At 70.4% G+C, this 26,371-nt stretch carries 19 protein-coding genes; 6 read left to right on the forward strand and 13 right to left on the reverse strand.

All coding sequences use genetic code 11. From position 1 onward, the window contains the following. Nucleotides 1-274: 274 nt before the first annotated feature. Nucleotides 275-1,264 carry a helix-turn-helix domain-containing protein gene (locus ACI3EY_RS14805; RefSeq protein WP_405040917.1) on the reverse strand — a complete coding sequence of 330 codons (990 nt, stop codon included), beginning with the start codon at nucleotides 1,262-1,264 and terminating at the stop codon, nucleotides 275-277. 123 nt (nucleotides 1,265-1,387) lie between these two features. Here ACI3EY_RS14805 and ACI3EY_RS14810 point away from each other — a divergent pair, with 123 nt between their 5' ends. The 3 genes from ACI3EY_RS14810 (at nucleotide 1,388) to ACI3EY_RS14820 (ending at nucleotide 7,455) form a co-directional block, all read left to right on the forward strand. Further along, entirely contained in the window at nucleotides 1,388-6,286 is a 4,899-nt protein-coding gene (locus tag ACI3EY_RS14810; protein ID WP_405040918.1) for a S8 family serine peptidase, read from the forward strand. A gap of 162 nt (nucleotides 6,287-6,448) precedes the next feature. Next, on the forward strand, nucleotides 6,449-6,856 hold the full coding sequence (locus ACI3EY_RS14815) for a hypothetical protein (protein WP_405040919.1): 408 nt from the start codon (nucleotides 6,449-6,451) through the stop codon (nucleotides 6,854-6,856). Further along, nucleotides 6,841-7,455 carry a hypothetical protein gene (locus tag ACI3EY_RS14820; RefSeq protein ID WP_405040920.1) on the forward strand — a complete coding sequence of 205 codons (615 nt, stop codon included), beginning with the start codon at nucleotides 6,841-6,843 and terminating at the stop codon, nucleotides 7,453-7,455. Before ACI3EY_RS14815 ends, ACI3EY_RS14820 begins: the two co-directional genes overlap by 16 nt. Before the next feature lie 967 nt (nucleotides 7,456-8,422). Here the strand turns inward: ACI3EY_RS14820 and ACI3EY_RS14825 are convergent. After that, nucleotides 8,423-8,881 (reverse strand): hypothetical protein, encoded by a 459-nt coding sequence (locus ACI3EY_RS14825; protein ID WP_405040921.1) that lies wholly within the window; start codon nucleotides 8,879-8,881, stop codon nucleotides 8,423-8,425. Nucleotides 8,882-9,166: 285 nt separating this feature from the next. Between ACI3EY_RS14825 and ACI3EY_RS14830 the strand changes: the two genes are divergently transcribed. Beyond that, nucleotides 9,167-10,525 (forward strand): pyridoxal phosphate-dependent decarboxylase family protein, encoded by a 1,359-nt coding sequence (locus tag ACI3EY_RS14830; RefSeq protein ID WP_405040922.1) that lies wholly within the window; start codon nucleotides 9,167-9,169, stop codon nucleotides 10,523-10,525. A 3-nt stretch (nucleotides 10,526-10,528) separates the two neighbouring features. Here the strand turns inward: ACI3EY_RS14830 and ACI3EY_RS14835 are convergent, their stop codons facing one another. The 8 genes from ACI3EY_RS14835 to ACI3EY_RS14870 all read right to left on the reverse strand — a co-directional run bounded on the left by ACI3EY_RS14835 (nucleotide 10,529) and on the right by ACI3EY_RS14870 (nucleotide 20,369). Further along, complete coding sequence (locus tag ACI3EY_RS14835) at nucleotides 10,529-12,331, reverse strand: DUF7800 domain-containing protein (RefSeq protein ID WP_405040923.1); 1,803 nt, start codon at nucleotides 12,329-12,331, stop codon at nucleotides 10,529-10,531. Nucleotides 12,332-12,353: 22 nt separating this feature from the next. Continuing rightward, complete coding sequence (locus ACI3EY_RS14840) at nucleotides 12,354-13,763, reverse strand: DUF2252 domain-containing protein (protein ID WP_405040924.1); 1,410 nt, start codon at nucleotides 13,761-13,763, stop codon at nucleotides 12,354-12,356. A 90-nt stretch (nucleotides 13,764-13,853) separates the two neighbouring features. Further along, a complete protein-coding gene (locus ACI3EY_RS14845; protein WP_405040925.1) occupies nucleotides 13,854-15,044 on the reverse strand; it encodes an MFS transporter in 1,191 nt (396 codons plus the stop codon). Between the two features lie 11 nt (nucleotides 15,045-15,055). Further along, nucleotides 15,056-16,213 (reverse strand): acyl-CoA dehydrogenase family protein, encoded by a 1,158-nt coding sequence (locus ACI3EY_RS14850; protein ID WP_405040926.1) that lies wholly within the window; start codon nucleotides 16,211-16,213, stop codon nucleotides 15,056-15,058. 41 nt (nucleotides 16,214-16,254) lie between these two features. Next, entirely contained in the window at nucleotides 16,255-17,058 is an 804-nt protein-coding gene (locus tag ACI3EY_RS14855; protein ID WP_405040927.1) for an enoyl-CoA hydratase-related protein, read from the reverse strand. Between the two features lie 37 nt (nucleotides 17,059-17,095). After that, a complete protein-coding gene (locus ACI3EY_RS14860; protein ID WP_405040928.1) occupies nucleotides 17,096-18,364 on the reverse strand; it encodes an MmgE/PrpD family protein in 1,269 nt (422 codons plus the stop codon). Next, nucleotides 18,361-19,548, reverse strand: coding sequence for a CaiB/BaiF CoA transferase family protein (locus tag ACI3EY_RS14865; RefSeq protein WP_405040929.1), 1,188 nt, complete (start codon nucleotides 19,546-19,548; stop codon nucleotides 18,361-18,363). Before ACI3EY_RS14865 ends, ACI3EY_RS14860 begins: the two co-directional genes overlap by 4 nt. 14 nt (nucleotides 19,549-19,562) lie before the next feature. Then, complete coding sequence (locus ACI3EY_RS14870; RefSeq protein WP_405040930.1) at nucleotides 19,563-20,369, reverse strand: GntR family transcriptional regulator; 807 nt, start codon at nucleotides 20,367-20,369, stop codon at nucleotides 19,563-19,565. A 129-nt stretch (nucleotides 20,370-20,498) separates the two neighbouring features. Here ACI3EY_RS14870 and ACI3EY_RS14875 point away from each other — a divergent pair, with 129 nt between their 5' ends. After that, nucleotides 20,499-20,915: a PaaI family thioesterase gene (locus tag ACI3EY_RS14875; RefSeq protein ID WP_405040931.1), complete on the forward strand. Its 417-nt coding sequence runs from the start codon at nucleotides 20,499-20,501 to the stop codon at nucleotides 20,913-20,915. A 24-nt stretch (nucleotides 20,916-20,939) separates the two neighbouring features. Here ACI3EY_RS14875 and ACI3EY_RS14880 read toward each other — a convergent pair whose 3' ends face one another. The 3 genes from ACI3EY_RS14880 to ACI3EY_RS14890 are packed head-to-tail and all read right to left on the reverse strand — an operon-like array spanning nucleotide 20,940 to nucleotide 24,935. Then, nucleotides 20,940-22,871, reverse strand: coding sequence for an aconitate hydratase (locus ACI3EY_RS14880; protein WP_405040932.1), 1,932 nt, complete (start codon nucleotides 22,869-22,871; stop codon nucleotides 20,940-20,942). Beyond that, on the reverse strand, nucleotides 22,868-24,106 hold the full coding sequence (locus ACI3EY_RS14885; protein WP_405040933.1) for a CaiB/BaiF CoA transferase family protein: 1,239 nt from the start codon (nucleotides 24,104-24,106) through the stop codon (nucleotides 22,868-22,870). Before ACI3EY_RS14885 ends, ACI3EY_RS14880 begins: the two co-directional genes overlap by 4 nt. Nucleotides 24,107-24,116: 10 nt before the next feature. Then, nucleotides 24,117-24,935: an IclR family transcriptional regulator gene (locus tag ACI3EY_RS14890; protein ID WP_405040934.1), complete on the reverse strand. Its 819-nt coding sequence runs from the start codon at nucleotides 24,933-24,935 to the stop codon at nucleotides 24,117-24,119. 239 nt (nucleotides 24,936-25,174) lie between these two features. Here ACI3EY_RS14890 and ACI3EY_RS14895 point away from each other — a divergent pair, with 239 nt between their 5' ends. Then, a complete protein-coding gene (locus tag ACI3EY_RS14895) occupies nucleotides 25,175-26,167 on the forward strand; it encodes a hydroxymethylglutaryl-CoA lyase (RefSeq protein ID WP_405040935.1) in 993 nt (330 codons plus the stop codon). The last annotated feature ends 204 nt before the right edge of the window (nucleotides 26,168-26,371 follow it).

Raw genomic sequence — 26,371 nt, forward strand, 5'->3', positions numbered from 1 at the left:
CTACCACCGCCGCCGACGACAAGCCGCTCTTGGCCGGTTGACCCCCATCGAGTACGAGACCATCATGACGACACCAGCCGACCAGGCTGCGTGACTAACCACTGTCACCTATCGGTGCAGCAGTCCCGGCTTCGCTCGGTAGTCTTGTAAACAGGCTGCCCAGGTTTCGAGGTCAAGCCCCGGTGGTGGCAACCAGAACCTCGCCTGCTGAGGATTCGGTAGAACCCGCTGGGTCCGAATGATCGGCGCGAACGTACGGATGCTCAGCGAAGGGCTAGCTCCCGCGCTGCTGCTGCCGAGTTGCTGCTCGAAAGCCGGCCTGGAACCGGGTGCGGCTGTCCAGCTGGTCGAAGAGGGTCTGCAGCTTGCGTTGGAGCGTGCGGGTGCTGACGCCGAGCTGGCGGGCCACCGCCTCGTCCTGCATACCCGTGGCCAGCAGCGAGACCATGTCGTGCTCCAGGGTGTCAGGGCCGGTCGCCTCGGGAGTCGCCGTGGCGAGGTCGAGGGGTGCGGCGGTGCGCCACAGGACCTCGAACAGGGCGATCAGGGCATCCAGCAGGGCACTGGAGTGCACGATCAGGGCGCTGTCGACGGTGACGGAGCGGGAGGTCAGGGGGAGCAGGGCGAACTTGGCGTCGATCACCGTCAGCTTGGTCGGGATGTCGGCGATGCGGGCGATCTCTCCGTGGGCCGTCGCGCGCTGCACGTTGGCGAGCATGCTCGGTGACTCGAAGGAGGTGGGGCAGTAGACGCACCTCACGGTGACGCCCCGGCGCATCGCGGCTTCCTGGGTCACGTTCGGTCGGGCCGTGTCGATGGCGAACGGTGGCTTGACCAGGCCCAGCACCTGGTGCTGCGCCGCCTCGTGCAGCTGGTAGAACCGCTGGGCGATCGCGTCCCCTCCGGTGATCACCTCCAGGAGCTCCTCGGGGCGTTCGGCGGTGGCGACGGCCGCCTCGGCCACCAGCACGCCGGCCGCGGCGCGGCTGGAGGCCACCTCGTCCTGACGGCGGGCAGCCAACGCATCGAGCGCCACTCCCGGGGGTGTCGCGGTGAGTCGCAGTGGCCGGCCGGGCAGCCTGCTGACCAGGCCCAGCTCTTCCAGGCTCGGCAGCATCCGGCGTAGCGACTCCCTGGACAGCTTCGCCCGCTCCGCCAGCGTGGCCAGCGTCGAGGGGCCGCTCCGCACCAGGGCGCGGTAGGTCACTTCCTCCGTCTCGGACACGCCGAGCCCACCGAGCAGGAAGTCCTTGTGCTCCGCCACGCTGGGTACCCCCTGGTCGGATGGCGAGTTGTCGACATGGCGAGCGTACGCCATACCAAAGCATTGACATGCCCGTGGCGCCGGACTCGAATGAGCTATCCCTTAAACGACCGAGGAGCCTCAATGCCACATCAGCCTGCCCACGCGGCGCGGCGACGCCTGCCCGGAGTGCGACGACTGGCCTACGGCGCTCTGGCGACGCCGCTGATCCTGTCTCCGCTCGCGACCGTGGCGCAGGAATCCGGCGGATCGACCCTCGCCGCGGCGACGGCGACCGACCTCATCCCAGCGTCCGGCGCAGCCGCAGGCGCATCGGGGGAGGCCGACACCGTCACCCTGCTCACGGGGGACAGGGTGCAGGTGACGACCGGACCGGACGGCCAGCAGCTGGCCAGCATCCTGCCCGGAGCCGACGGCACGGCGAGCGGGTTCTGGACCCACCACGAGGGCGATGACCTGTATGTCGTCCCCAACGGCCTGATGCCGCTGATCCCGGAGCGACTCGACCCCGCACTGTTCAACGTCAGTGACCTGGTCGAGGCCGGATACACCGACGCCCGGATGGACTCGGTGCCGCTCATCCTCACCTACGAGGAGGGGGCGTCGGTGCCGGCGGCCGCCCGGGCCGTCGACGCGGACGCCCACGAGCTGGAGAGCCTCAACGGTCTGGGTGTCACGGTGGACACGGACAAGGGCACCGCGGACCTGGCGACGGCACTCGAGCAGCTGGCCCGGGGCAATGACAGCGGCCAGAGCCCGCTGACAGGGCTCGACAAGATCTGGTTGGACTACCCCATCGAGTCGATGCTGGAGCACAGCGTCCCCCAGATCGGTGCGCCGGTGGCGTGGGAGCAGGGGTATGACGGCAGCGGGGTCACCGTCGCGGTGCTCGACACCGGCATCGACGAGCAGCACCCGGACCTGGCCGGCCAGGTGGTCGCCAGCGAGAACTTCACCGACGCGGACACCACGAACGACAACTGGGGTCACGGGACGCACGTCGCCGCCACCGTCGCAGGGACCGGGGCGGCATCAGACGGACGGTCCGTCGGCGTCGCCCCCGGAGCCAGCCTCCTCAACGGCAAGGTGCTGGACGACTTCGGCAACGGCACCACCAGCGGTCTGATCGAGGGCATGGAGTGGGCGGCCGAGCAGGGCGCCGACGTCGTGAACATGAGCCTCGGGGTCAGGGGCCTCTACACCGACGGGACCGACCCCGCGAGCATGGCCGTCAACGCCCTCGTCGAGGAGCACGGCACGCTGTTCGTGATCGCGGCCGGCAACGACGGTCCCGGGGAGGGCACCGTCACCTCACCCGGCACCGCAGACCTGGCCTTGACCGTCGGGGCGGTGGACCGGAACGAGGACATCGCCTACTTCTCCAGCCGCGGGCCTCGATTCGGCGACAACGCGGTCAAGCCGGAGATCACGGGCCCCGGTGTCGACATCGTGGCCGCCAGGGCCACCGGGACGTCGGCCGGGTTCCCGATCGACGAGCACTACACCGCGATGTCCGGGACGTCCATGGCGGCGCCGCACGTGGCGGGGGCGGCTGCCCTGCTGGCGCAGGCACGGCCGGAGCTCACCGGTATGGAGCTCAGGGCGATGCTCGTCGGCACTGCGGTGCCCAACGAGGACCTCAGGGTGCTGGACCAGGGCGCCGGCCGGGTCGACGTGCCCAGCGCGCTGGACGGTGAGGCCGTCGCCGACCCGGTCGCCCTGCACCTGGGGAGCTACGACTTCCCGCACGAGCAGGTGCAGGTGGAGGAGACAGTGACCTACCGCAACCTGGGGGAGGAGCCCTTGACCCTGGACCTGGTGGCCAGCGCACGCAACGTCGAGGGGGAGCCGGCTCACGAGGACGCTGTCGCCGTCAACCCGACGAGCCTGACGGTGCCGGCGGGAGAGAGCGCGACCGCGACGGTCACCCTCGACACCACCGCCCCCGGCACGGGCCAGTTCAGCGGCGCTGTGGTCGCGACCTCGGGGTCGGGGGAGACCCTGTCCACCCCGCTCAGCTACTACAAGGAGCCCGAGCGCTATGACGTCGTGGTCGAGGGCATCGCCCGTGACGGCCGTCCGGCGCAGGGCAGCTTCAGGGTGCTCGACGTGGAGGACGGGAGCGTGTCGGCCACCCGCAACTGGGGCACGGGGGACACCTCGTGCTCGACCGACTCCTGGGCGGTGAGCAACTGCATCCGGCTGGAGCCGGGCACCTACTCGATCTCCGGTGTCGTGAACACCATGCCCGAGGACCAGTCCTCCACGACACCGCCGGCCTACGACGAGTACGTCCTCAACACCTCGCTCGTGGTGGACCCGGAGATCTCGATCGACGGTCCCTCCACGCTCACCCTGGACGCCAGGGACGCGGTGGAGGTCCAGATCGAGACCCCCGAGCACGAGACGCGGCCCGCGACCGGCTCCGCGCTGCACGTCAGCCTGGACCGGGTCACCGAGGACGGGGTGGCGACCACGCACGGGCAGTTCATCCCCCCGCGGACCATGATCGAGTCACGCCTGTACATGCAGCCGACCGAGGACGTGCAGCTGGGCGAGCTGTCGGCATACACCCAGTGGACGCTGGAGGCCCCGGACGTCACCCTCGACGTTGACGGCAACGAGTCGCTGTCCCTGGACCCCTACTACTACGACCCCTACTACTTCAGTGACCACAGCTGGCAGTTCCCGCGACTCGAGGGAGAGCACTCGCTGCCGGTCATCGACGTGGGGACGGCGACGCCGGAGGAGGTGGCCGGAGCCGACCTGACCGGTGCCCTCGCGCTCGTCCGCAGCTCCGATGCCCTCTCCGCGGGTGAGCAGTCCACCAACGCGGCCGCGGCGGGAGCGGCGATGGTCGCGGTCTACCACGACACCGCAGGCTCGGACCCCGACCCTGGTCCTGCCGGCATGCTGCTGGAGGTGCCCACGGTGCGGCTCTCGAACACCGAGGGGACCGGTCTGCTGGAGCTGCTGGGTCAGGGACCGGTCACGGTTCTTGCCACCGGCGAGCCCGCCAGCCCGTACCGGTACAACCTGCGGCTGACCGAGGAAGGCGCCATCCCGGCAGACCTGGAGTATGTGCTCGACACCGATGAGCTCGCCGCGGTGACCAACGGGTTCCACAGCCAGCTGAGCACCGAGGTGACCCTGACCGAGGCATGGTATGCCCAGCGGGTGGGGGAGAACTTCGCCATCAGCTTCCCGACACCGACGGTGGGCGGGCCGCGCGAGCGGGTGGACTACTACGTGGCCGACCCCGAGGTGGAGTACATCCAAGGGATCACCACCCCCGAGGACCAGTACAACTACCTGTGGCCGAGCGACCCGCGGGCGCAGATCACCCTGAGCAACCAGCCGCAGGCCTTCACCCCCGGGGAGCGTGTCGAGCGGTCCTGGTTGGAGGGACCGTTGCGGCCCGGCCTGTGGCCGGAGCGCTCGATGGTGCGGACCGAGGACTTCCTGGACATCCGCCTGGCTGCCTTCGTCGACGGCGAGGGAAACACCTCCGAGGGGTCGGCCTCGTACTTCGACGACGGGTTCGACGTCGCGATGAGGCTGCTGGCAGACGGTGAGCTGCTGATCGAGAGCGACTACGCCAACGGTCGCCTGGACCTGCCGCCCGACGCGGAGGAGTACCGCCTCGAGTACGAGGTCGACAACCACGCCCCGTGGGCCGAGCTGTCGACGCACACCATCTCGGCCTGGACCTACGAGTCGTCCCGTCCGGCGGACGGCCAGACGCGGATCGAGCCGCTGCTGACCGTCGACTACGACCTCGACGTCGACCTGCAGAACAGGCTGCGTCCGGCCTCGCCGACCGGGGAGCCGGCCACCGTCGAGTTCACGGTGGGGCACCAGAACGGTGCGTCGCAGTCCCCGATCCTGTCGGACGCCACGTTGGACATCTCTTACGACGGCGGGACGAGCTGGAGCCCGATCGAGAACCTGCGCGAGCTCGAGAACGGACGGTTCGCGGGCGATCTGCCCGAGGACGTCCCGGAGTCGAACGACGGCACGCTGTCGCTTCGGATGAGCGCCCAGGACTCCGCCGGCAGCACCGTGGAGCAGGAGGTGCACCGCGCCGTCGGGCTGCCCGAGCCGGTCGAGCCCGCGCCGGTGGAGGTCGACCGGATCGCCGGTAAGAACCGCTACGCCACCGCGGCGGCGACCGCCCTCGAGTTCGGGGACGTCGACACGGTCTACCTGGCCAGTGGGCAGCAGTTCCCGGACGCCCTGAGCGGCGTTGCCCCCGCGGTCCGGGACGGTGCTCCGGTCCTCCTCACCAGGGCGGGGCAGCTGCCTGGCCCCACCGCGACGGCCTTGGCGGAGCTGTCCCCGACGACCGTCGTCGTCCTCGGTGGGACGCAGGCGATCAGCGACACCGTCCTGGACCAGGTCGACTCGTTGACCGGGGCGCAGGTCTCGCGCGTCTCTGGGAAGGACCGCTACGGCACAGCTGCAGAGCTGGCGCACGAACTGTTCGTCGCCGACGACGTCGACACGGTCTACGTCGCCTCCGGCCGCGAGTTCGCGGACTCCCTGTCCGCGGGTCCGCTCGCCGGCCAGGGCGCCGACCCGATCCTCCTCACCAGGCCCGATGGCCTGCCGACGGCCACGGTGCAGGCGCTGACGGCACTGGCTCCGGAGCGGATCGTGCTGCTGGGCGGGGACGTGGCGATCGACGACTCGGTGTTCGACGAGCTGAAGAGCTACGCCGGCACCGTGGAGCGGTTGGCCGGTAAGGACCGGTACAAGACCGCAGGGGCGGTCGCCGAACAGCTGACGCCTACCGGCCGCGAGTTCGTGGCCTCCGGGCAGGAGTATGCGGACGCCCTCTCCGGCGGCGCCCTGGCCGGCCTGCACGGGAGCCCGATGCTGTTGACCAGGGCGGAGAACCTGCCTACGGTGACCGGCCTCGCGCTGACCGAGCGCGATCCCTCGCAGGTGACCCTGCTCGGTGGCGAGCTGCGGATCCCCGAAGAGGTGCGCCGAGCGATCGAGGAGCTGTTCCAGCCCTGATCGCCGTCCGATGAGCAGGGGCGCCGGTGGTTCATCCACCGGCGCCCCTGCTCATCGGTGGGATGCCTCCGCCCGCAGTGGCACCCCACGGGACGTCAAGACCTGCCAGACTGGCGGCGTAGTCACCGTGGTCGTGCTGGTCTGTCCCCGTGGAGGCCCTGTATGTGCGATGCCGATCGTGAAGCAGATGAACCGCATGAGGACGACGTGCCCTTCTTCCGTGAGGTGGTGGGCGGTGCCGCTATCGATCTCGGCGCCTACACCTTCACCGCCCACGAGGACCAACGGATCGTTGCCGGTCCCTGTCCGCGGTGCGGTGGCCCGTCCCTGCGCAACAGCCGCTCGGCAAAGGGCATCGTCCAGCTGCCAGACCTGGCCGCCGGTGGCGACGTCTCGGACCTGACCGTCCCCGGGTGGGACAGGCTGTTCGGGCGGTCTGCCAGGACGGTGCCAGTGAAGGTGGAGGTGGACCCGGACGTGCCGTTCGAGTGCAGGTGCGGCCGCTCGCACAGTGGCAGTGACACCTCGGGGTGCGGTGCCAGCTGGGTCATCCGGTGGCGCAGTCCATGAGGGACCGTTCCGACGAGCAAGGCCCGGAGGTGACGCTCGATGACCTGGACACGGAACAGAAGCTGCAGTCCCACAGGGTCACCGTCCTGAAGAGCGCGCGGCAGCTGGCGAAGAGCTGGCTGGGGATCTCGTCGACGTTGACCGCCCTCGTCGCGGTCGTCGCGATCCTCAAGGGTCCGGAGAGTATCGCCGACGTCTCCCAGGTCGGGCGCTGGGGCATCGCTGTCGTCGTCACCGTCGCCTATCTGCTCCTTGCCGCCGGGACCTACCTGCTCTACCGGGCGGCCTACGGAGATGCCGGCGAAGCGACGACGATTCAGACGGGCTCGATCGCCGGCCTCCACGGTCGCTATCTCGCGGCGCTGGAGGAGCAGTCCGTCGTGGTCCGTCGGCATCTTGTTCGGGGACTTCGTCTGGTCAGCGCAGGGGCGTTGCTGGTCCTTCTCGCGACCCTGACACTGTGGTTCCCCGCGGCGACGACACCGAGCGAGGAGAAGGCCACCTGCGTCGACGTCGGCTCCGAGAGGGCCGTCCGTCTCATCGGCGACAGCATCGAGGTGGACTCTGTGAGCGAGGGCGTGACCATCGCGCCGTGCTAGCGCCTCACAGCGAGACCGCCACCTGCGCGACAAGCGTCAGACATCTCCGGCTAGTAGGGGCACGTCATCTCGACAGGGTTGCTCGTCACCTGACGCCCTGCATGAAGACGCCCATCGTTGGCCACGAAGATCCGGCGGCCCCCGGGTTGGCAGATGTTCCCTGTCTCGAGCCCGACAAACTGGCCGTTCTCGTCAGAGGTCGCGGTGAAGTACAGGTCTGGGGTCGTCAGCGTCCCATCACCGACTGCGAGATATACGCGGGACCTCGGGAGGAAGCCGGAGCCACGCACAGTGAACCCACCACCGGATGCGTGCTCCACCTCGATGAAGAGCTGCGGTGGAGGCGGAGGTGGGTCGACCGGGGGCGGATCCACCGGTGGCTGGGATGCGGCCACCATGCGCACGCGGAAGCTCGTGGACACTTTCCGTAGGCCCGCGCCTTCTATCCCTACTCGGCGTACTGCCAGATCGAACTCACCCGCTGAGTGCAGCGGGGTGGACACCTCGACTCCTGAGGCGCCGTAGTTCTCGCCTCGCCATATCTCCACCAGGCTGTCGGGCTTGAAGATATGGATGCGTGTCGAGAGAACCAGGCCACTGCCTGACTGAATGCGAACCGTTGGTGCGAATGGTTCACGACCCACACGTGCCCCAATCACTTCGGCCTGTAGTCCTATAGGCGGTCGGGCGTCGGTAACTCGGCGGAGCATGGCGCGCAATGATGTCCGCTCGTTTCCGTTGCTGATCGGCGCTAGAAGTTTGCCGACCAAGGCCAAGCGCGTACTCTCCGCCCAAGGGGCGCCCGCCCCTGCGTCGGCCGGGTCGCCTTCAGGCAGGCCGAACAACAAACCCAAGTCGCGTAACGATTACATTGAGACCTCTCTCCTGGGGTTCCATCACGTGCGTCGTCAGATGTGCCTCTGGCATCAGGGGTGGCTTCGAGGCGTGCATCGAGAGCATCCAGGTCTCACTCGCTGGTGCCGACCACCGCTTCGCCGGTGGATATCGGCAACCACGAGGCGGCGGCGTTCAGGCGCCGCGTCTGAGCAGGGCTTCCGGTGCAGAGCCACAGGGTGAAGCTTTCACCCACGACGGCTCCGCCCTCGATGCTTGTGACGTTTCTGGTGAGCACCAGGTCGCCCGCATTTCCGGCCTTTGGCAGTTCCGACTTCTGCCCTTGGCTGACAACTTTCAAGTTCAGGGAAGCGCCGTTGATCTTCACCCCACCCGTGTAGTCGTGAGCGAAGTTGACCGTTAGGCCGTCGTTGGTGTCGTGCACCAAGGCGCGGCGAAACTGCCCACCGTGCGTACCTCGCCGTTCTGTCGAACTCAGGATCAGGTCGGAACCGGCTATGTTGAGAACTTGGCCGTCGATGGTTACCCAGGATTCGGTGGGATCGTCATCTAGTCGGACGTCAGTAGCCACAAGGAAGCCCTTCGCTAATGTTGCGGAGTCAGGGTGAGAAACACGAGTGGTGTGCCTGACTGGCTGCCGCAACCAGTAGACCCGCCGATTGCAGCCGCGTGGGCTGGGCCAGGAACGGGACACGAAGAGCTGATTTCAAGGTAGTGGACGACCACCGGTTTGTCACGGGCCAGGTCAGAACGACGCACTGCCGCAGCTCGACCCCGGGGGGTCGCTGGAGGAGGTCCCTGCGATGCGGTCCCTAAGACCCTGTTCACGGACCCCTCGTAGGAGGAGACTCCGGCGATGGACCCCTACACCCGGGCGCTGGACGTCGCGCATGAGCACGCCACGAGTTGGCTGGACTCGCTGGAGCACCGACCCGTGCCCCCGCAGGCGACCATCGAGGAGGTGGTCGCCGCGCTGGGCCCGGACCTGCCCCAGCACGGGTGCCCGCCAGAGGAGGCCATCGCGCTGCTGGCGGAGGCCTGTGACGCCGGACTGACCGCGATGGCGTCGGGCCGCTTCTTCGGGTTCGTCATCGGGGGCACGCACCCGGCCGCGCGCGCCGCGGACTGGTTGGTCAGCGCCTGGGACCAGAACAGCGGGCTGCGCACGCTGACACCTGCGCACAGTGCGGTCGAGGACATTGCCGGCGCCTGGCTGCTGGACCTGCTCGGCCTGCCTACCGAGAGCGCCGTCGGCTTCACCACCGGTGCGACGATGGCCAACTTCACCGGCCTGGCCGCCGGGCGGGACGCCGTCCTGCGCCGTGCAGGGTGGGACGTCGCCCGCCGGGGTCTCACCGGGGGACCTCCGGTCCGGGTGCTGGTCGGGGCCGAGCGGCACGACACGGTGGACGTGGCGCTGCGCTATCTGGGCCTGGGTGCCCCCGAGGTCGTCGACGTGGACGACCAGGGGCGGATCCGGGCCGACGCCCTCGAGCTTGCCCTCGACGGGCCGGTCCTGGTCGTGCTGCAGGCCGGCAACATCCACTCCGGGGCGTGCGTCCCCTTCGCCGAGACGGTCGCCATCGCCCACCGGCACGACGCGTGGGTGCACGTCGACGGTGCCTTCGGGCTCTGGGCCGGCGCCGCACCGGCATACCGACATCTCGTGCAGGGCTATGAGGACGCGGACTCCTGGGCGACCGACGCGCACAAGACGCTCAACGTGCCCTACGACAGCGGACTGTGCATCGTGCGGGACGCCGCGGCGCTGCAGGCGGCGATGGGGGCCCACGGCGCATACCTGGTGCGTGACGAGACCTGCCAACCGCTGGACAAGGTGCCCGAGCTCTCCCGCCGGGGCCGGGCGATCCCGGTGTGGGCCGTGCTGCGCTGCCTGGGCAGGGAGGGGGTCGCCGACCTCGTCGAGCGGCTGTGCATGCACGCCACCGCGTTCGCGGAGGCCCTGCGTGCCATCTCGGGGGTCACCGTCCTCAACGACGTGGTGTTCACGCAGGTGTGTGCGAGCTTCGGGTCGGACGAGCGCACCGACGAGGTGGTCCGGCGGTTGCTCGCCGACGGCACCACGTGGATGACCGGCTCGACCTGGCACGGGCAGAGAGTCTTGCGGATCTCGGTCAGCAACTGGTCGACCACCCAGGAGGACGTCGAGCGGTGCATGGCGGCCGTCCGCAGCGTCGCGAGCGGCATCGCCTGACGCTCAGCGGGTGTGGTCCCTCCCGGCGCGTCGTCGTTCGATCAGGCGGAGCATCCGGCCACGCGCCCCACCGACGACGCCGGGGTGCACGTGGGCGAGGGCGGGTTCGTGCCCGGCGCCGACGGGTGGGACGGCGAGCTCGAGGTCGGCGACCGTGGCCAGCCGCGGGTGGTCGTCCTCGCTGCCCAGGACCTTGCCGGACACCCAGGCCGCGCGAAGGTGCCCGTCGTCGATCTCCACCAGCGCGAGGTTGTTGGTGAACCAGGGTCCTGCGACGCCGTGCCAGCGCCACCGCGGGTCCGGCACCGTGGCCGAGCGGGCCAGGACCCGGCCCAGGGGGCGGGCGGCGTGCGAGCTCCAGGACACGAACGCCCTTAGCGCCCGGGGGAGAGGGTTGCGGATAGGAGAGCAGACGAGCTGCAGGATCCGGGACCCGCTGGTGCGTTCGACCTCGGTGATGTAGGAGTGGTGCACGTCCCCGGAGAGGAACATGACCGAGGACGGTGCCGGTCCACGCTCCCCGTCGGCGACCTCGTCGACCATCCGGGCGACCCGGTCGAAGGAGCCGCTGAAGGCACCCCAGTGCTCCAGGTCCAGACCCTGGCGCAGGTGCTCCCCGACGCGGCCGAACCGCCGTCCCCACCGGCCGTCGGCCAGGGCCTCGTTCCAGGACTCGAGGTGGTGCAGGCCCCTGGGCAGCAGGAACGGCACGGAGGTCGCCACGATCAGGTGCTCGTGACCTCCCCTCAGCTGCTCGTCCGCCCACGCCATCTCGGTCTGGTCGAGCATCGACCGGCTGCCGGGCGTCAGCTCGCGCGCGGCGCGCGTGTCGAGGACGACGAGGTGGGACCTGCCCAGCGGGTGGGTGTAGCTCCACCGGTAGGACGAGGGGTGTGCGTCGGCGTCGGCCGCGAAGGCGTCCACCGCCTCGGTGAGGTCCACCTCCTGTCCTGGGTGCAGCTCCTCCCGACGGTTCAGCTCCTGCCACAAGGGGTCGGCGGCGCGTGCGCCGGGGGAGAGGTTGCCCAGGTGCTGGTAGACCCAGTAGGACCCCAGCGCGGCGACGATGCGGCCGTGCCACCACGTCGTCGCCTCCATCTGCTCGCGCCACCGCGCGGAGGTGTTCCAGTCGTCGCGCACGTCGTGGTCGTCGAAGATCATCAGTGACGGCAACCAGGACAGCAGCCACCGCAGGGCCGGCTCGTCCCAGGCCAGGGCGTAGAGGTGCGCGTACTCCTCGAAGTCGGCCAGCTCGGTGCCCGGCCCCTCCTTCGGGTCGCGCCGGGCGGCGATGAAGTCGCGCATCGCGGCGCTGGTGGAGTCGGCATACACCTGGTCCCCGAGCAGGAGGAGCAGGTCGGGGAGCCCGCCGAGCGGGCCGGACCCGCCGCCCGCGACGTCGAGGGCGAAGGTCCGCAGCGCGTCCACGCCGTGGCTGAGGTGGTGCAGGGCGTCGTGGGGGACGCTGGTGCGGCAGGAACCGAACGCGAGCCGCACCGGCCCGTCCGGCGAGGCGGTGGTCACGGTGCTCGTTGGGAACGGGCTGTCCGGGAGCGGCCAGCAGACCTCGTCGTCGACCAGCACCTGGTATGCCGTCCGCGTCCCGGGGCTCAGGTCGCCCACCTCGACGAGGGCGTAGTGGTGACCGTGCACGGCGAAGGTGGACCTGCGCCAGTCACGGTGGCCCCGCGGGTGGTCGGCGAGGCGCACCGTCACCACGGCGGCCCGGTCGGTCTCGACCCAGATCGCCGCGGACCGGTCGTCGACGTGCCGCAGCAACGGACCCAGGACGAGCGACTCAGTCATGGTCACCATTGTGCCCGTCAGGTCAGCCGGGGAGCTCGCCGCGCTTCACCGCCGCCAGCAGCTGCTCGTGGTCGGCCTCGGTCTGGTCGGCGTAGGACCGGGCGAACCTGCTCAGGGCGACGTCCACCTTGTCCGAGCCCCCGACATACCCGGCGATCATGGACGCCCCGCTGGTGCGGGCGTGGCCCTTGGCGAGCAGGTGACCGACGATACCCGCGTAGTCGGTCAGGGCGGGCGCGTCGATCGCGTCCAGGGGGATGGTGCCCTTGCTGTTGCGGAACTGGCGCACGTAGTAGGTGTAGTCGTCGCCGACGGTCGCCCACCCGAGCAGCGGGTCACTGACCGTCTGCAGCGCCTGCTGGTACTCGACCACCCGCTGGCCCTGGTGCTCGTGCAGCGCGGAGTCGCCGTGCACGTAGGGGGCGATGACCGAGCGGCGGGCCTGCTTGAGCTGCAGGAAGAGCACGTCGTCGGGGGTGCTGCCCTCCAGCAGCGCGACGTAGGCGCGCAGCCCCACGCTGCCGACCCCGACGACCTTGTGCGCGATGTCGACCAGGGTGTAGCCGCCGACCACCCGGCGCCAGTGCGGTGCGAGCGTCATCAGGTAGCCGTCGAGCGCCTCGGCCAGGGCCTCCCGCTCGGCGTCGCTGACCCGGGTGATCGTCGGCGGGTCCTCGACGATCATCCGTCGTCCGTCCTGCTCGGCCGTGAACTTCGGCAGGGCGCGGTCGCTGGTGCGCCTGCGGGCCCGCTCGACCGAGCGGTGGATCTCCTTGCGCAGGGTCTTCTCGGTCGCGGTCTCGTGCATCCGGTGGACGTCGAGCCGGTTGTAGGAGCGCATCATCAGCGGCTGCTCGGCCAGGAACCTCAGCTCGCTGCGGTATGCCGCGACGCAGGCCCGCACGGCCGCCTCGCACTGCTTCTCGGACAGACCGTTCGCGCGTCCGGCCACATGGATGCTGGCGACCAGACGCCGCAGGTCCCACTCCCAGCATCCGGGGTGGGCCTCGTCGAAGTCGTTGAGGTCGATCACCAGCTCGCCCTCGGGGGAGGCGTAGAAACCGAAGTTGCCGAAGTGTGCGTCGCCGCCGATCACCGGCATGATCCCGGTCGCCGGCAGGTGCGCGACGTCGTCGGCCATCACGATCGCGGTGCCTCGCAGGAAGCCGTAGGGGCTGGCGGTCATCCGGTCCACGCGCAGCGGGACCAGCTCGCTGCGCCGCCCTTCGTGCGACTCCTGGATCAGCGACACCGGGTCCGGCCGCTCTGGTCGGGGTGTCCAGTCACCCAGGCTCTTGCGGGGTACCTCCTTGCGCAGCGCCTTGCCCATGGCGTAGCGCTCGGCCCGCGAGGTGGGCCGTCTGCGGATGGAGGCGTATGCCGTGCTGTCGGCGGTGGCGAGGACCCGGTGGCCGGTGGTTGCTGGGGTCACCGGACCGCGGCCGGATCCAGCGGGGCGTGGACGTGGTGGTCTGGCACGGACCTCACCCTGGCGTGTCCGGGACCAGGGTGCAACACCTCGCTACTCGGCCGGTGGACGTCGATGCAGATCTCGAAGGAAGAGGCGTCGGCAGTAGAGAAGGAGCGCCGCGGCGGCGAGCAGCAGGCCGGCCGCAGCGAGCCAGCCGGTCTCGTACGACGTCGTCACGATGAGCCAGCCGAAGAGCGGAGGGCCGAGGGCGCCACCTGCGAACCCGCCGGACTGCACGGCACTGGATGCGCTAGCGGGCCGGTCTCGCCCGACTCGGACAACCGCGAAGATGAGCAACCCGGGCCAGGCCCAGCCGAAGCCGAAGGCGATGAGGGCCCCGAGCACGACGAGCGGAACGTCGCCCTGGGCCAGGAGGACGAACCCGACGGCGCCCAGGGACATCTGGGCTGCCACCCAGGGGATGTTGCGTCCCGCTCGCCTGTCGCCGGCCCATCCGGAGAGAACCCGGGCGGCGACACAGACGGCGGCGCACAGGGCGAGGAGCAGGCCACTTGCTCCCGTGGATACCCCCAGGCTGTAGGTCCACGCGGGCAAGAAAGCGCCCAACGAGTTCGCAGCGCCGTTCGCCATCGTGGCCGCCACCGCTGTCAGCACCAACGCCGCGCGCGGGGCACCATCACTAGCCGATGCAGTGGTCGATGCGGTCATCGGCCGGTCGCTGCCACCCCGAAGGGCGAGGGCCATCACCACGACGGCGCACAGTGCGAGAGCTCCGAACGTCCAGCGCCAGCCGACCAGGAGGCCCACTGCCGGCACCGCCAAGCCGCCCAGGAGGATGGCCAGAGGCACCGCCGACTGCTTGATGCCGAAGGCGAGGCCCTGACGGCGCCGCGGTATCGAGCGGGCGAGCGATGCGTTGGCGGTCATCTGGAGGGCCGCGTTGGCCACCCCGGCGACCCCGACACCCATGAGGAGGACGGCCGTCCCTCGCGCTGCGACGGCGACGATCACGGCGGCGGTGAAGGAGAGTCCGCCCGCCACCAGGGTGCTCGCTCGCTGTCCCAGGCGGTCGGCCACCGAGCCGGCCGGGAGCGATGCGACGGCTGCAGCAGCGAAGAAGATCCCGACCGCGACGCCGAGATGGCGCTCGTCGAGGGACAGGTCCTCCTGGATCAGGACGAACTGCGCGCCGAGCAGGAAGGCTGGGATCGCCCCGAGTGTCGAGAGAGCAGCAGCCGCGGAGAGCCTACGGACCGGGCCCGTGCGAGACGGATCGCTCATGAGGTCAGGCTTCAGTAAGACTTGGGGAGGCCGAGGACTTTGGTAGCGATGAAGGAGCGGATCATGTTGCTGCTCACGGGAGCCACGCCGTAGACGCGCGTCTCCCGGAACTTTCGTTCCACGTCGTAGGTGTCGACGAAACCAAAACCACCGTAGGTGTCCAGGCAGGTGTTCGCCGCCTGCCAGCTCGCTTCGGCGGCCAGCCACTTGGCCATGTTGGCCTCGGCGCCGCACGGCTGGTCCGCGTCGAAGAGCGCGCAGGCCTCCCACCTGACACCGTCGGCCGCGCGCATACGGATGTAGGCGTCCGCGATCGGGAACTGCACCCCCTGGTTGACCGCGAGGGGCCGGCCGAAGATCTCCCGCTCCTGGGAGTAGCTGACGGCGCGGTCGACGAACCACCGCGAGTCGCCGACCGCCTCGGCGGCGAGCAGTATCCGTTCGGCGTTCCAGCCGTCGATGACGTGCCGGAAACCCTTGCCGACCGTGCCCAGCACCGCCGAGGACGGTACCCGCAGCCCGTGGTAGCGCACCTGGTTGGTCGCGTAGTTGAACATCGTGCGCACGGGGATGACCTCCAGCTGCTCGGGAGACGTGGCGCGCACCTCCCGCAGGTCGACGAGGAACAACGTCATGCCCTCGGTCGGCCGCTCACCCCGGACAGACGTGCGGGCCAGGATGAGCGCCAGGTCGGACTCCTCGATGCGGCTCGTCCATGTCTTGTGACCGGTGATGACGTAGTCGTCACCATCGCGCTCGGCCACCGTCTCGATGCGGGAGGTGTCCGAGCCGGAGGCCTCCGTGATCGAGAAGGCCTGCAGTCGCAGGTCGCCCGAGGCGATGGCGGGCAGGTACTGGCGCTTCTGCTCCTCGGTGCCGTGCCGGAGCACCGCGCCCATGGTGTACATCTGCGCGTGACACGCCGCGCTGTGGCCGCCGCTGGCGTTGATCTCCTCCATGACGGCCGACGCCGCCCCGATGCCCCAGCCGAGCCCGCCGTGGTCGGTGGGGATCATGGCGGCGAGCAGACCCGAGGCGCCCATGGCGTCGACGAACTCCTGCGGGTAGGCACGCTCCTGGTCGGCGGTGCGCCAGTACTCGTCGTCGAAGCGGGCGGTCACCTCCCGGGTCCGGGTGCGGGCGGTCTCGACGGTGGCGTCAACGGTCACGATGGGGCCTCACTGGGGTAGGGGTGTGCTCGGACTTCGGGTCAGCGATCCGACGGCGCCCAGGCGGGTGCACGTTTCTGCAGGAAGGCGCTCAGACCCTCGTGGGCCTCGGCCGACTGCCGGGCAGTGCTGTGCTCGGCTACGAGCCGGTCGAAGGACCCGTCCTCCGCAGCTGTCCAGGACAGCGCTCGCGCCAGTCGCTTGGTCGTCGTGACGGCACCGGGTCCACTGGCCAGGATCGCCTCGACGACCTCGGCGCCGCGGGCCTCGAGCGCATCCCGCGCGACGACGTCGTGGACGAGACCGATGCGGTGCGCCTCGGCGGCGTCGAAGCGCTCGCCGGCCAGGGCGTAGCGGCGCACCTGCCGCGGCCCGATGGCATCCGCGAGCTGGGGCAGGATGATCGAGGCGTGCAGACCCCAGCGCACCTCGGCGATGGAGAAGACGGAGTCCTCGCCGCACAGCACGACGTCGGCCGCTGCCAGGACTCCCGTGCCGCCGCCTAGACAGGCCCCCTGGACGAGCGCCACGACCGGCACGGCGAGTGCGCTTAGTCGGCGTATCGCGGTGCCGGTCAGCTCGGAGGCCGCGAGGTTCTCCTCCGGGGTTCCTGCCTGCACGGCGCTCAGCCAGTGCAGGTCGGCGCCCGCCTGGAAGTGGCGTCCCCTGCCGCGTAGCACGACGCAGCGCACGGGTGACCCGCTCGACAGCGACGCCTCGGTCGCGTCGATCGCGGCGTGCAGCCCGTGCAGCATCGTCTCGTCGTAGGCGTTGTTGACCTCAGGGCGGTTGAGCGTGACGGACGCGACGCCGCGCTGGTCCACGTCCACGAGCACGGTGGTCATGGGGTTCCTCTCGGTCTCGGGTATGCCGTCCGGCGGGTCAGCGCGCGGACGCGCCCAGGTGGGTGGTCAGGAGGGATGCGCCGGACGCCCACGAGATGTCCTCGGGGCTGACGCCGCCGATGCCGCCGAACTGCAGGCAGTCGGCGACCTTGGTGCTCATCTCCTCAGCCGTCGGCGGCTTGTCCGGCGAGCCGGGGGGAAGGTCCAGACGCCCGCGACGGGTGGTGCCGTCGGTGAGGTCGACCTCTACCTCCACGGCCCCGTCGAGCAGCCCGTCACCGGTGCCCTCGGTCAGCGTGACCTCGGTGAGGTCGACGAGCCGGGCGGCCTCCGGGCGGGTGACGGCGCCGTCGTCGAACGCGGCGAAGCCGGAGTGCGCGTCCAGCAGCGCGGTCGCGGCGGCGTACTCGAGGCTGAACTTGCCCTCGAGCCCCGTGCGCGGGTCGTGGTGGACCAGTGGGGTGACCGTACCGCGCGGGGTGGCCAGTCGGATGGCGGTCACCTGCTCGGCGCCGACAGGGCCCCCGACGGTCTCTCGCAACGCGCCGATCGGGCGTTGCAGCGCGTAGCACGCCGGGTAGACCTTGATGGCCAGGCCGCCCGGCACCGTCGCGCTGGCACCGGCCGGGTCGGTGATGGACGGATGGGTGGGGTGGCCCCCGACCAGACCGAGCCAGGCCTCGAGGGCGCGCGGGTCGGCGGAAGCGCCGGCGGCGGCGAGGTGGGCCGCCCGCACCCCAGCGGCTGCGGCCATCCCGATCTGGATGCTCTTGGCGTCCGTGCCGAAGGCGCGCTGCACCCCTCCGGCCGCCGGGACGGTCAGCGCGACGGCGGTCGCGATGCGCCGGGCGTCGAGGCCCAGGGCGATACCCGCCACGACGGCCGCGGCCGGTGCACCGGCGGTGGTGGTGGCGTGCCAGCCGCTGGTGTAGTGCCGCCAGCCCAGGGCGGTGCCGAGGCGGGCCATCACCCCGGCGCCGGCCAGATAGGCGCGGGCAGCCAGCGTCGGGTCCTGCGGGGCGAGGGCCAGGGCTACCGGCACGCAGACGGTGGAGATGTGGGTGGTGGAGGGCAGGTGCAGGTCGTCGAAGTCGAGGACGTGCGCAAGCAGCGCCCAGCGGGCGACGTCGCCGGGCAGGGGACCGGAGGCGTCGGCCAGGGTGTCCGCCACCGGCCTCACCGGGTGGGTGCCGGCAGCGAGCGCCACGGCGACGGTGTCGAGCAGGCTGCGGTCGGCCAGGGCGAGGTCCTCGGGGGAGGGCTCGAGGGCGAGCGCCCAGTCCGCGAGGGCGCGAGCGGTGGTCATGGCGTTCCTTCCGGGTCGTGGTCCACGGCGGAGGCGAAGGAGTCGGGGTCCAGCCCCAGCTCGGCGAGGACGGCGTCGGTGTGCTGGCCGACGTCGGGGACCGGACCCATCACGGGGGTGTGGCCCTCGAGCGTGGCCGGGGGTATCAGGGCGCGCAGCGGCCCGACGGGAGAGGCGTAGTCCGCCCAGCGACCGCGCGCGGCCAGCTGTGGGTGGTCGGCGAAGGAGGCCATGGTGCGGAGCAGGGCGTTGGCGATGCCCACCTCCTCCAGACGGGCGGCGGCCTGCTCGGCCGTCCGGTCCGTGAAAGCGCGCTCGATCTCGGCCACGAGCTCGTCACTGTTGTCGACGCGCTGCGAGTTCCGTTCGAAGCGGGGGTCGGTGGCCAGGTCCGGGGCGCCGAGCACCTGCTCGCAGAACCTCGCCCACTCGCGCTCGTTCTGGATCCCGAGGAAGACCTGCTCGCCGTCGCCGCAACGGAAGGGTCCGTAGGGGGCTATCGCTGCGTGCCGCGCTCCGGAACGGGCCGGTGGTGCCCCTCCGTAGAGGGCGTAGTTGAGCGGGAACCCCATCCACTCGCCCAGCGCCTCGAGCATGGAGATCTCGAGCGTCGCACCCTCCCCCGTCCGGCCGCGCTGGATCAGGGCGGTGAGGATGCCGCTGTAGGCATACATGCCCGCCGCGATGTCGGCCGCCGAGATCCCGACCTTCGACGGGTCGTCTGGGGTGCCGGTGATCGAGACCAAGCCGGCCTCGCACTGGACGAGGAGGTCGTATGCCTTCTTGGTCGTGTACGGGCCGCCCGTGCCGTAGCCGGAGATCGACACGTGGATCAGCCGCGGGTTGTGCGCACGCAGGTCATCGGCACCCAGGCCCAGGCGTTCGGCCGCCCCCGGGGCCAGGTTCTGGACGAACACGTCGGCCCGCGCGGCGAGCTCGCGAACGGCGCGCAGCCCCAGCTCGCTCTTGAGGTCCAGCGCCACCGACTCCTTCGAGCGGTTGAGCCACACGAAGTGGCTCGACATGCCGCTGACCGTCTCGTCGTAGCCGCGTGCGAAGTCGCCTCGTCCGGGCCGTTCGACCTTGATCACACGGGCGCCCAGGTCGGCGAGCTGACGTGTGGCGAAAGGCGCGGCCACCGCCTGCTCCAGGGAGACCACGGTGATGTCGGCCAGGGGGTTCACGGGGGCTCCGGGCGTCACGGGGACGTTCCTCTCGTCGGGGACGTGGCCACCGTCAGTGCCGGTCCAGGACGAGCCTGACGTCCGAGGTGGAGCCGGTGCGTGTAGTGCTCGGGGACGAAGTCGGAGACCGCCCACTCCACCGGGCGTCCACTGGCGTCGACGTAGAGCCGCTCGATGCGGAGCAACGGGTGCCCGACCGGACAGCCCAGCCGCTCGGCGTCGGTCTCGTCAGCGGCGTGGGCTGTCATCGACTGCTCCGCCCCGCTGATCTGGAGGCCGCGTCCGGCCAGCGAGCCGATGACCGTGCGCGTGCTCCGGGTGCCGACCTCTGTGAACGGCTCGTCGTCCTCGATGAGGAGGCCGATGTCCGGGGGCAGGTGGACCGAGGTGTGGCAGAACACCGTGCCCTGGTGGCGGCGGACGAACCGCATTCCGTACATGAGGCGCCCGGTCAGCTGCAGCGCCGCGCCCGCGCGCAGGTCGAAGGTCCCCCCCAACGGCTGGAGGATCTCCATCTCGGTGTCCTGCGAGAGCGCGAGCAGGTCGTCCACCGTCTCGAAGGCTCGGTGGTACCGCAGATGGGAGGGTGTCAGAAAGGTGCCACGACCGGGGACGCGGTAGACCAGGCCCTCGTTGACCAGGTCGAGGTAGGCGCGACGGACCGTCTGCCGACTCACGCCGAAGCGTCGACCCAGCTCCCCGTCCGTGGGAAGGGCCTCACCCTCGCCCCACCGTTGGTGCCGGATCTCGTCGCGGAGAGCGGCGGCGAGCCGGCGGTAGCCCGGCTGCTCCGCGCGGGCCGTCATCTGCGGCTGTGCCACGTCATCCCTCTCTGCGGTGTGAGACGAGCATGGCAAATGGCATACCATTTCGTCAAATGGTGGCCGTGTCGGTCTCCGATGGGCGCGCAGGTGCGCGTGAGACGCCGTGACCACGAAGGAGAGGCAGCGATGAAAGAGAGCGTCAGCAGCGAGGAGCAGGTGCCGCGCACGTCGAACTTCTCCGACCTCCTCGGCATCGAGGAGGCCGGTGCAGGACCGGAACGGGTGGTCAACCGGATGCCCGTGTCGCAGCGTCTGGCCAACCGCAACGGCGTGCTCCACGGTGGGGCGCTGATGTCGTTGGTCGACCACACCGCAGGGACGTTGGCCCTGCTCAGCTGCCCTCCGGGGCGGACGACGGTCACTGTCGAGGGGAAGACCAACTTCTTCAGGTCGGCGCGCGTGGGGGACACGGTGACAGCGGTGGCGACGCCCCTGCACGTCGGCCGCACGACCCTTGTGGTCCTGGTGACCACGACGAGAGGCGACGGCAAGGAGCTGTCGGCCTCCATGCAGACCCAGCTCTTCGTGGAGTGGACCGGTTGACCGGCCCCGGTCGCGTCCCTCGGGCTACCGCGCCGCGAGCAGGTCCAGCAGTCCACCCGCGAGGGCGATCTCCCGCTCCCGTGGCGACAGGTCGATGCGCAGCGGGACCGGCCCCTCGTCGGTCTCGGCGGTGACCGAGTCCCGGGCTTGCCGGAGAGCGTCCGCCAGGCCCGGGATGGACCACTCCTGGCCGACGTGGGCCCGGTCACGGTCGGACGGGTCCTCCAGGACGAGGGGAAGGATGCCGACCGCGATCAGGTTGCGTCGGTGGATCCGGGCAAAACTGGCGGCGGCGACGACCCGCACACCCAGGTGCAACGGGGAGAGCGCCGCGTGCTCGCGGGAGGAGCCCTGGCCGTAGTTGTGGCCACCGATGATCAGCCCGCCGCCCCAGCCGTGCACGCGGTCGTGGAACTCCGGGTCGATCCGTCGGAACATGAACTCCGCGCACAGGGCGATGTTGGACCAGACCGCCATGGCGATGACTCCGTCGGGCGCCATGTCGCCGGTGGAGATGTCGTCGCCCACGACGATCCCGACCTTGGCGCGCACGTCCTCCGGCAGCGGCCCGGGGCGGTGTGGCGGCACCAGGTTGTCGCCGCGTTCGATGTCGACGTGGTGACGCTGGTCGGCGGGCAGGGGCGCGGTGATGTGGATGTCGACGACGGACGGGTCGGAGGGGACGGCTGGTCGCCGCTCGGGCAGCTGCATCCCGCGGGGGTCCGTGATGCGGCCGGTCACCGCGCTGGCCGCCGCGGTCGAGGGGGAGCAGAGGTAGACCTGGTCCTCGGCGGTTCCGCTGCGTCCGGGGAAGTTGCGGTTGAAGGTCCGCAGGGACGGCTCTCCCTTGACCGGGGCCTGGCCGATGCCGATGCACGGGCCGCAGATGGGTTCGAGGACCCGTGCCCCGGCGGCGAGCAGGTCCTGGTGGACGCCGGCGCGGATGACGGTGTCGAGGATCTGCCGCGACCCCGGGGTCACGGTCACCTGGAGTCCGGGGGCCACAGAACGGCCGCGGAGCGACGCGGCGACGGTGGCCAGGTCCTCGTAGGAGCTGTTGACCGAGGAGCCCACGCAGACCTGCACGAGCTCCGTGCCCTCCATCTCGGTCACCGGCACCACGTTCCCCGGCGAGTGCGGGACTGCCACCAGGGGCTCCAGGGTGGACAGCTCGACGATCTCTCGCTCGTCATAGACGGCTCCCGGATCCGCCTGGAGCGGTCGGAAGTCGGCGGGTCGATGCTGCGCCTGCAGCCAGCGGCGGGTCTGCTCGTCGGAGGGGAAGATCGCTGCGGTGGCGCCGGTCTCGACGATCATGTTGGCGATGGTGGCGCGCGCCGTCACCGTGAGGTCCGCCAGGCCCTCGCCGTAGAACTCGAACACCGAACCTCGGCCCCCTCGCACGCCGCGGCGGCGCAGGATCTCGAGGACGACATCCTTGGCCTCGACGGCCGGTGGCAGGGAGCCGGTCACCTCGACGCCCACCACCCGCGGGCACGTGAGCTCGGCACCGAAGCCGGCCAGGGTCACCGCGACATCCAGACCGCCGGCGCCGGTAGCGAACATACCGAGCGCGCCGGCCATGGTGGTGTGCGAGTCGGCACCGATGAGCAGGTGCCCAGGTCGGCCGAAGCGTTCCAGGTGGATGTAGTGGGAGAGGCCGTTGCCCGCCGGGGAGTAGCGCAGGCCGTAGCGGGCGCAGAAGGTGCGCAGGTAGCGGTGGTCCTGCATGTTCTTGTCGTCGATCTGCAGCACGTTGTGGTCGACGTACACGACGGCCAGCGGTACGGCGACCTCGTCGACGCCGAGCTGCTCGAACTGCATGGCGGCCATCGTGGCGGTGGCGTCCTCGAGCAGCACCTGGTCGACGTCGAGAGTGATGTCGGTCCCGGGCTCCAGCCGGCCCTGGCGCAGGTGGTCGAGCAGGATCTTGCGGGTCAGGTTCTCGGCGCTCACAGCACTCCCTCCGTCCGGAGGCGGTCGACCTCGGCCTGCGTGAGCCCCAACAGCCCGGTGAGGACCTCGTCGGTGTGCTGTCCCAGGTCCGGGCCGACGCCTCGCGTGCTCCCGGGGGAGTGGGCGAGCTTGGGGACCACCCCTGGGAACGTGACCTCGCGGACGTCGCCGGTATCGATCTCGACGCGGTGGCGTACCAGCATCTCCCGCTCGGAGTAGTGCGGATCGCGCAGGATCTCGGCGGCGGAGTAGATGGGCCCCACCGGCACGCCGCATCCCTCCAGCCGCTCGACCACCTCGTCGAGGCCACGGCGCCTGGTCCAGTCCGCGATGGCACGGTCGATCCGCTCACGGTGGTGGACCCGCTGCGCGTTGTCGGCCAGGTCCGGGTCGTCGGCGAGGTCTTCGCGGCCGACGGCCTGCATCAGCCTCCGGAAGATGGCGTCGCCGTTGCCGCCGATCACCACCCAGTCCTCGTCGAGACAGGGATAGGTGCTCGACGGAACGATGCCCGGCAGCGACGACCCGGTCCGGGTCCGCGTGAGTCCGTAGCCGTCGTGCTCCGGCACCAGGTCCTCCAGCACGCCGAACACCGCTTCGTAGAGCGCGACGTCGACGGTCTCGCCGCCTGGCGTCTCGCCCTCGGTGCCGTCGGCGCGCTCGCGCTGCAGCAGCGCCATCACGGCTCCGAGGGCTCCGTACAGGCCGGCCAGCGTGTCACCGATGCTCACCCCGACCCGTACGGGCGGCCGGTCCGGGTCGCCGGTGAGGTTACGCAGCCCACCCATCGCCTCAGCCACGCTCGCGAAGCCCGGACGGTCCCGGTACGGCCCGGTCTGGCCGTAGCCGCTGATGCGCACGAGGACCAGCTCGGGACGAGCCTGTCGCAGCTGCTGGGGGCCGAGTCCCAGCCGTTCCAGGGTCCCGGGCCGGAAGTTCTCCAGCACCACGTCGCAGGTTGCCGCGATCCGCAGCACGAGGTCGCGCCCCTCCTCGCTGCGCAGGTCGACGGTGACCGACTTCTTCCCTCGTGCCATCGTGCGGAAGAGCAGGGACGTCTGGCCTTCGGTGCGCCGCCAGGCGCGCAGCTCGTCCCCGGTGTGGGGACGCTCCACCTTGATGACCTCGGCGCCGAACTCGCTGAAGAGCCGACCGGCGGTCGGTGCGGCGATGAAGTTGCCGAGCTCGAGAACCCGGATGCCATGCAGTGGTCCTGCAGAAGGTCGACTGGTCACGTGGAGGTCCTCAGGTAGGGCGGACGGTGGCTGGTGAGTCCTCGGCAGAGGGCGAGTGGCCGAGCTGGTCGGACAGCGTGCGTGCGGCTCTCACGACGGGCGGCGCCAGCGACGACACGCGGTCGGGGCTGAACCGTTGACGCGGCGCCGCGACGCCGAGCACGGCGGCCAGGCTGCCTCGGTCGTCGAAGACCGGAGCGCTCAAGGAGACGGCTCCGAGCGACCGCTCTTCGAAGGACGCGGCATACCCGGCGCGCCTGGTCTCGACCGCGATCTCCCGCAGCCGGGCGGGGTCGGTGATGGTGCGGCTGGTCAGCGCCGGCAGCGCTACCGAGCCGAGCGACTCCATGGCCCCGGGGTCGAAGGCGAGGAAGATCCGCGCTGCGGACCCGGCGTGCAGGGGGAGGACCTCTCCCACCCGCAGGACCTGCTGCACCGCGTGGCGTGACTCGGCCACGGAGACGCACACGGAGTGCAGTCCGTGGCGGACGTACAGGTACGCGCTCTCGTCCGTGGTGTCGCGGAGTCCTTGCAGCACCGGCTGTGCGAGCGAGACGAGGTCCATGCCTCGGCGCGCGATCGCCGCCCAGCGCAGGGTGGCCAGGCCGGGGAGGTACTCATCACCCCGCCGGTCCAGGAAACCCTCCTCGACCATCGTGTAGAGCAGCCGAAGGGTGGTGGTGGCGGGCAGTCCGGTCCGTTGTTGCACCTGTCGGGCCGTCAGCGCCGGCTCCTCGGGGGTGAAGGCTTCGAGAACGGCTCCGGCCTTCCTCAGCACCAGGACGGGGCTGGGGCGGCTCGCGGCCGGACGGCCGCGCACAGAGGTCATCGGTGGACCCCGCGTCGCGCGTCAGGCGTGTTCGGTGACATCGGCGTCATCCCTTCTGCCGCTCGCCCACGGCGTGAACAGCATACATCCACGATGTGGTTTAACCATCCACGCTGTGGATGGTGCGTGCTACGGTAGTTGCTCGCCCAAAAGTTGACAAGAGGCCCGCCGACCACAGCTGTGGGGGTCGCTTCGTCGGCCGGGGTACGGAAGCAACGTTGCTGACGAGAGGAAACGGAGTGGCCACCGCAACCACCGCCCGGGCCCGTGGCTACACGGGGATGTCCGCCTTGGGCACCTTCCCCTTCGAGCTGCCGGCGACGGTCACCATCCAGGAGGTCGGACCTCGCGACGGGTTCCAGCTGGAGCGTCGTCGCATTCCCACCGATGCCAAAGTGGCCATCATCGACGCTCTGTCCGCCAGCGGACTGCCTGCGATCCAGCTGACGTCGTTCGTGCGACCGGAGGCGGTTCCGCAGCTCTCGGACGCCGATGACGTGCTGCGTCGTATCGAGCGCAACCCGGCGGTCGACTACTCGGTGCTGGTGCCCAACCTCCGCGGTGCCCAGCGGGCCGCCGCCTTCGCGGTCGACACCTGGGAGCTCATGCTCTCGACGACCGACGCGCACAGCATCGCCAACGCCAACCGTCCGACCAGCGAGGCATTCGACCGGATCCGGCCCGCCATCGAGCTGGGACGGGACGAGGGGGTTCGCCTGGTGGGTGTGATGGCGACCGCTCTCGGTTGCCCCTTCGAGGGGCGCCCTACCTACGACCGGATCGCCTGGGTCGTGGGGTTGTACGCCGAGGCAGGGGTCCGCTGCATCAGCGTGGCGGATACCGCTGGTCTTGCCGACCCGGCCCACGTCCACAACGTCTTCGCCCGGCTCAGTCAGGACTTCCCGGACATCACGTTCAGCGTGCACCTGCACAACACGCGCGGCCTGGGCATGGCCAACGTCCTGGCCAGCATCGCTGCCGGCGTCACGATCCTCGACGCCAGCGTCGGTGGCCTGGGCGGATGCCCCTACGCCCCGGGTGCGAGCGGCAACATCGCCACCGAGGAACTGGTGCACATGCTGGAGCTCCTCGGGATCGGCACCGGCGTCGACCTCGACGCGCTGATCCGGATCGCCCGGCACGAGGTCGCCCCGGTCGTGGACCACTCCCTCGAGAGCTCTTTCGCACGCGCTGACCCGTCCTGGCAGCTGCACACCGGCCCAGATGCTTGACAGGCAACTGACACCTCTGTGAGGCTCATGTGAAAACGGAACGCTGTACCACTGGGTGGGTCGCCCCGCGCTCCGCCCCGTCGAGACTCCCGCCGGGACACCGTGCCAGGCAGGCGCTCGTGCGCTACCCGGGTCCGCACGCACCAGGTCCATCGGAAGGTCAAAGATGACCGCTCAGCCAGAGCGACGGACCCCGTCTGATCA

The sequence above is a fragment of the Serinicoccus shuyuelongi genome (assembly GCF_045032955.1).
GTDB lineage: Bacteria > Actinomycetota > Actinomycetes > Actinomycetales > Dermatophilaceae > Ornithinicoccus.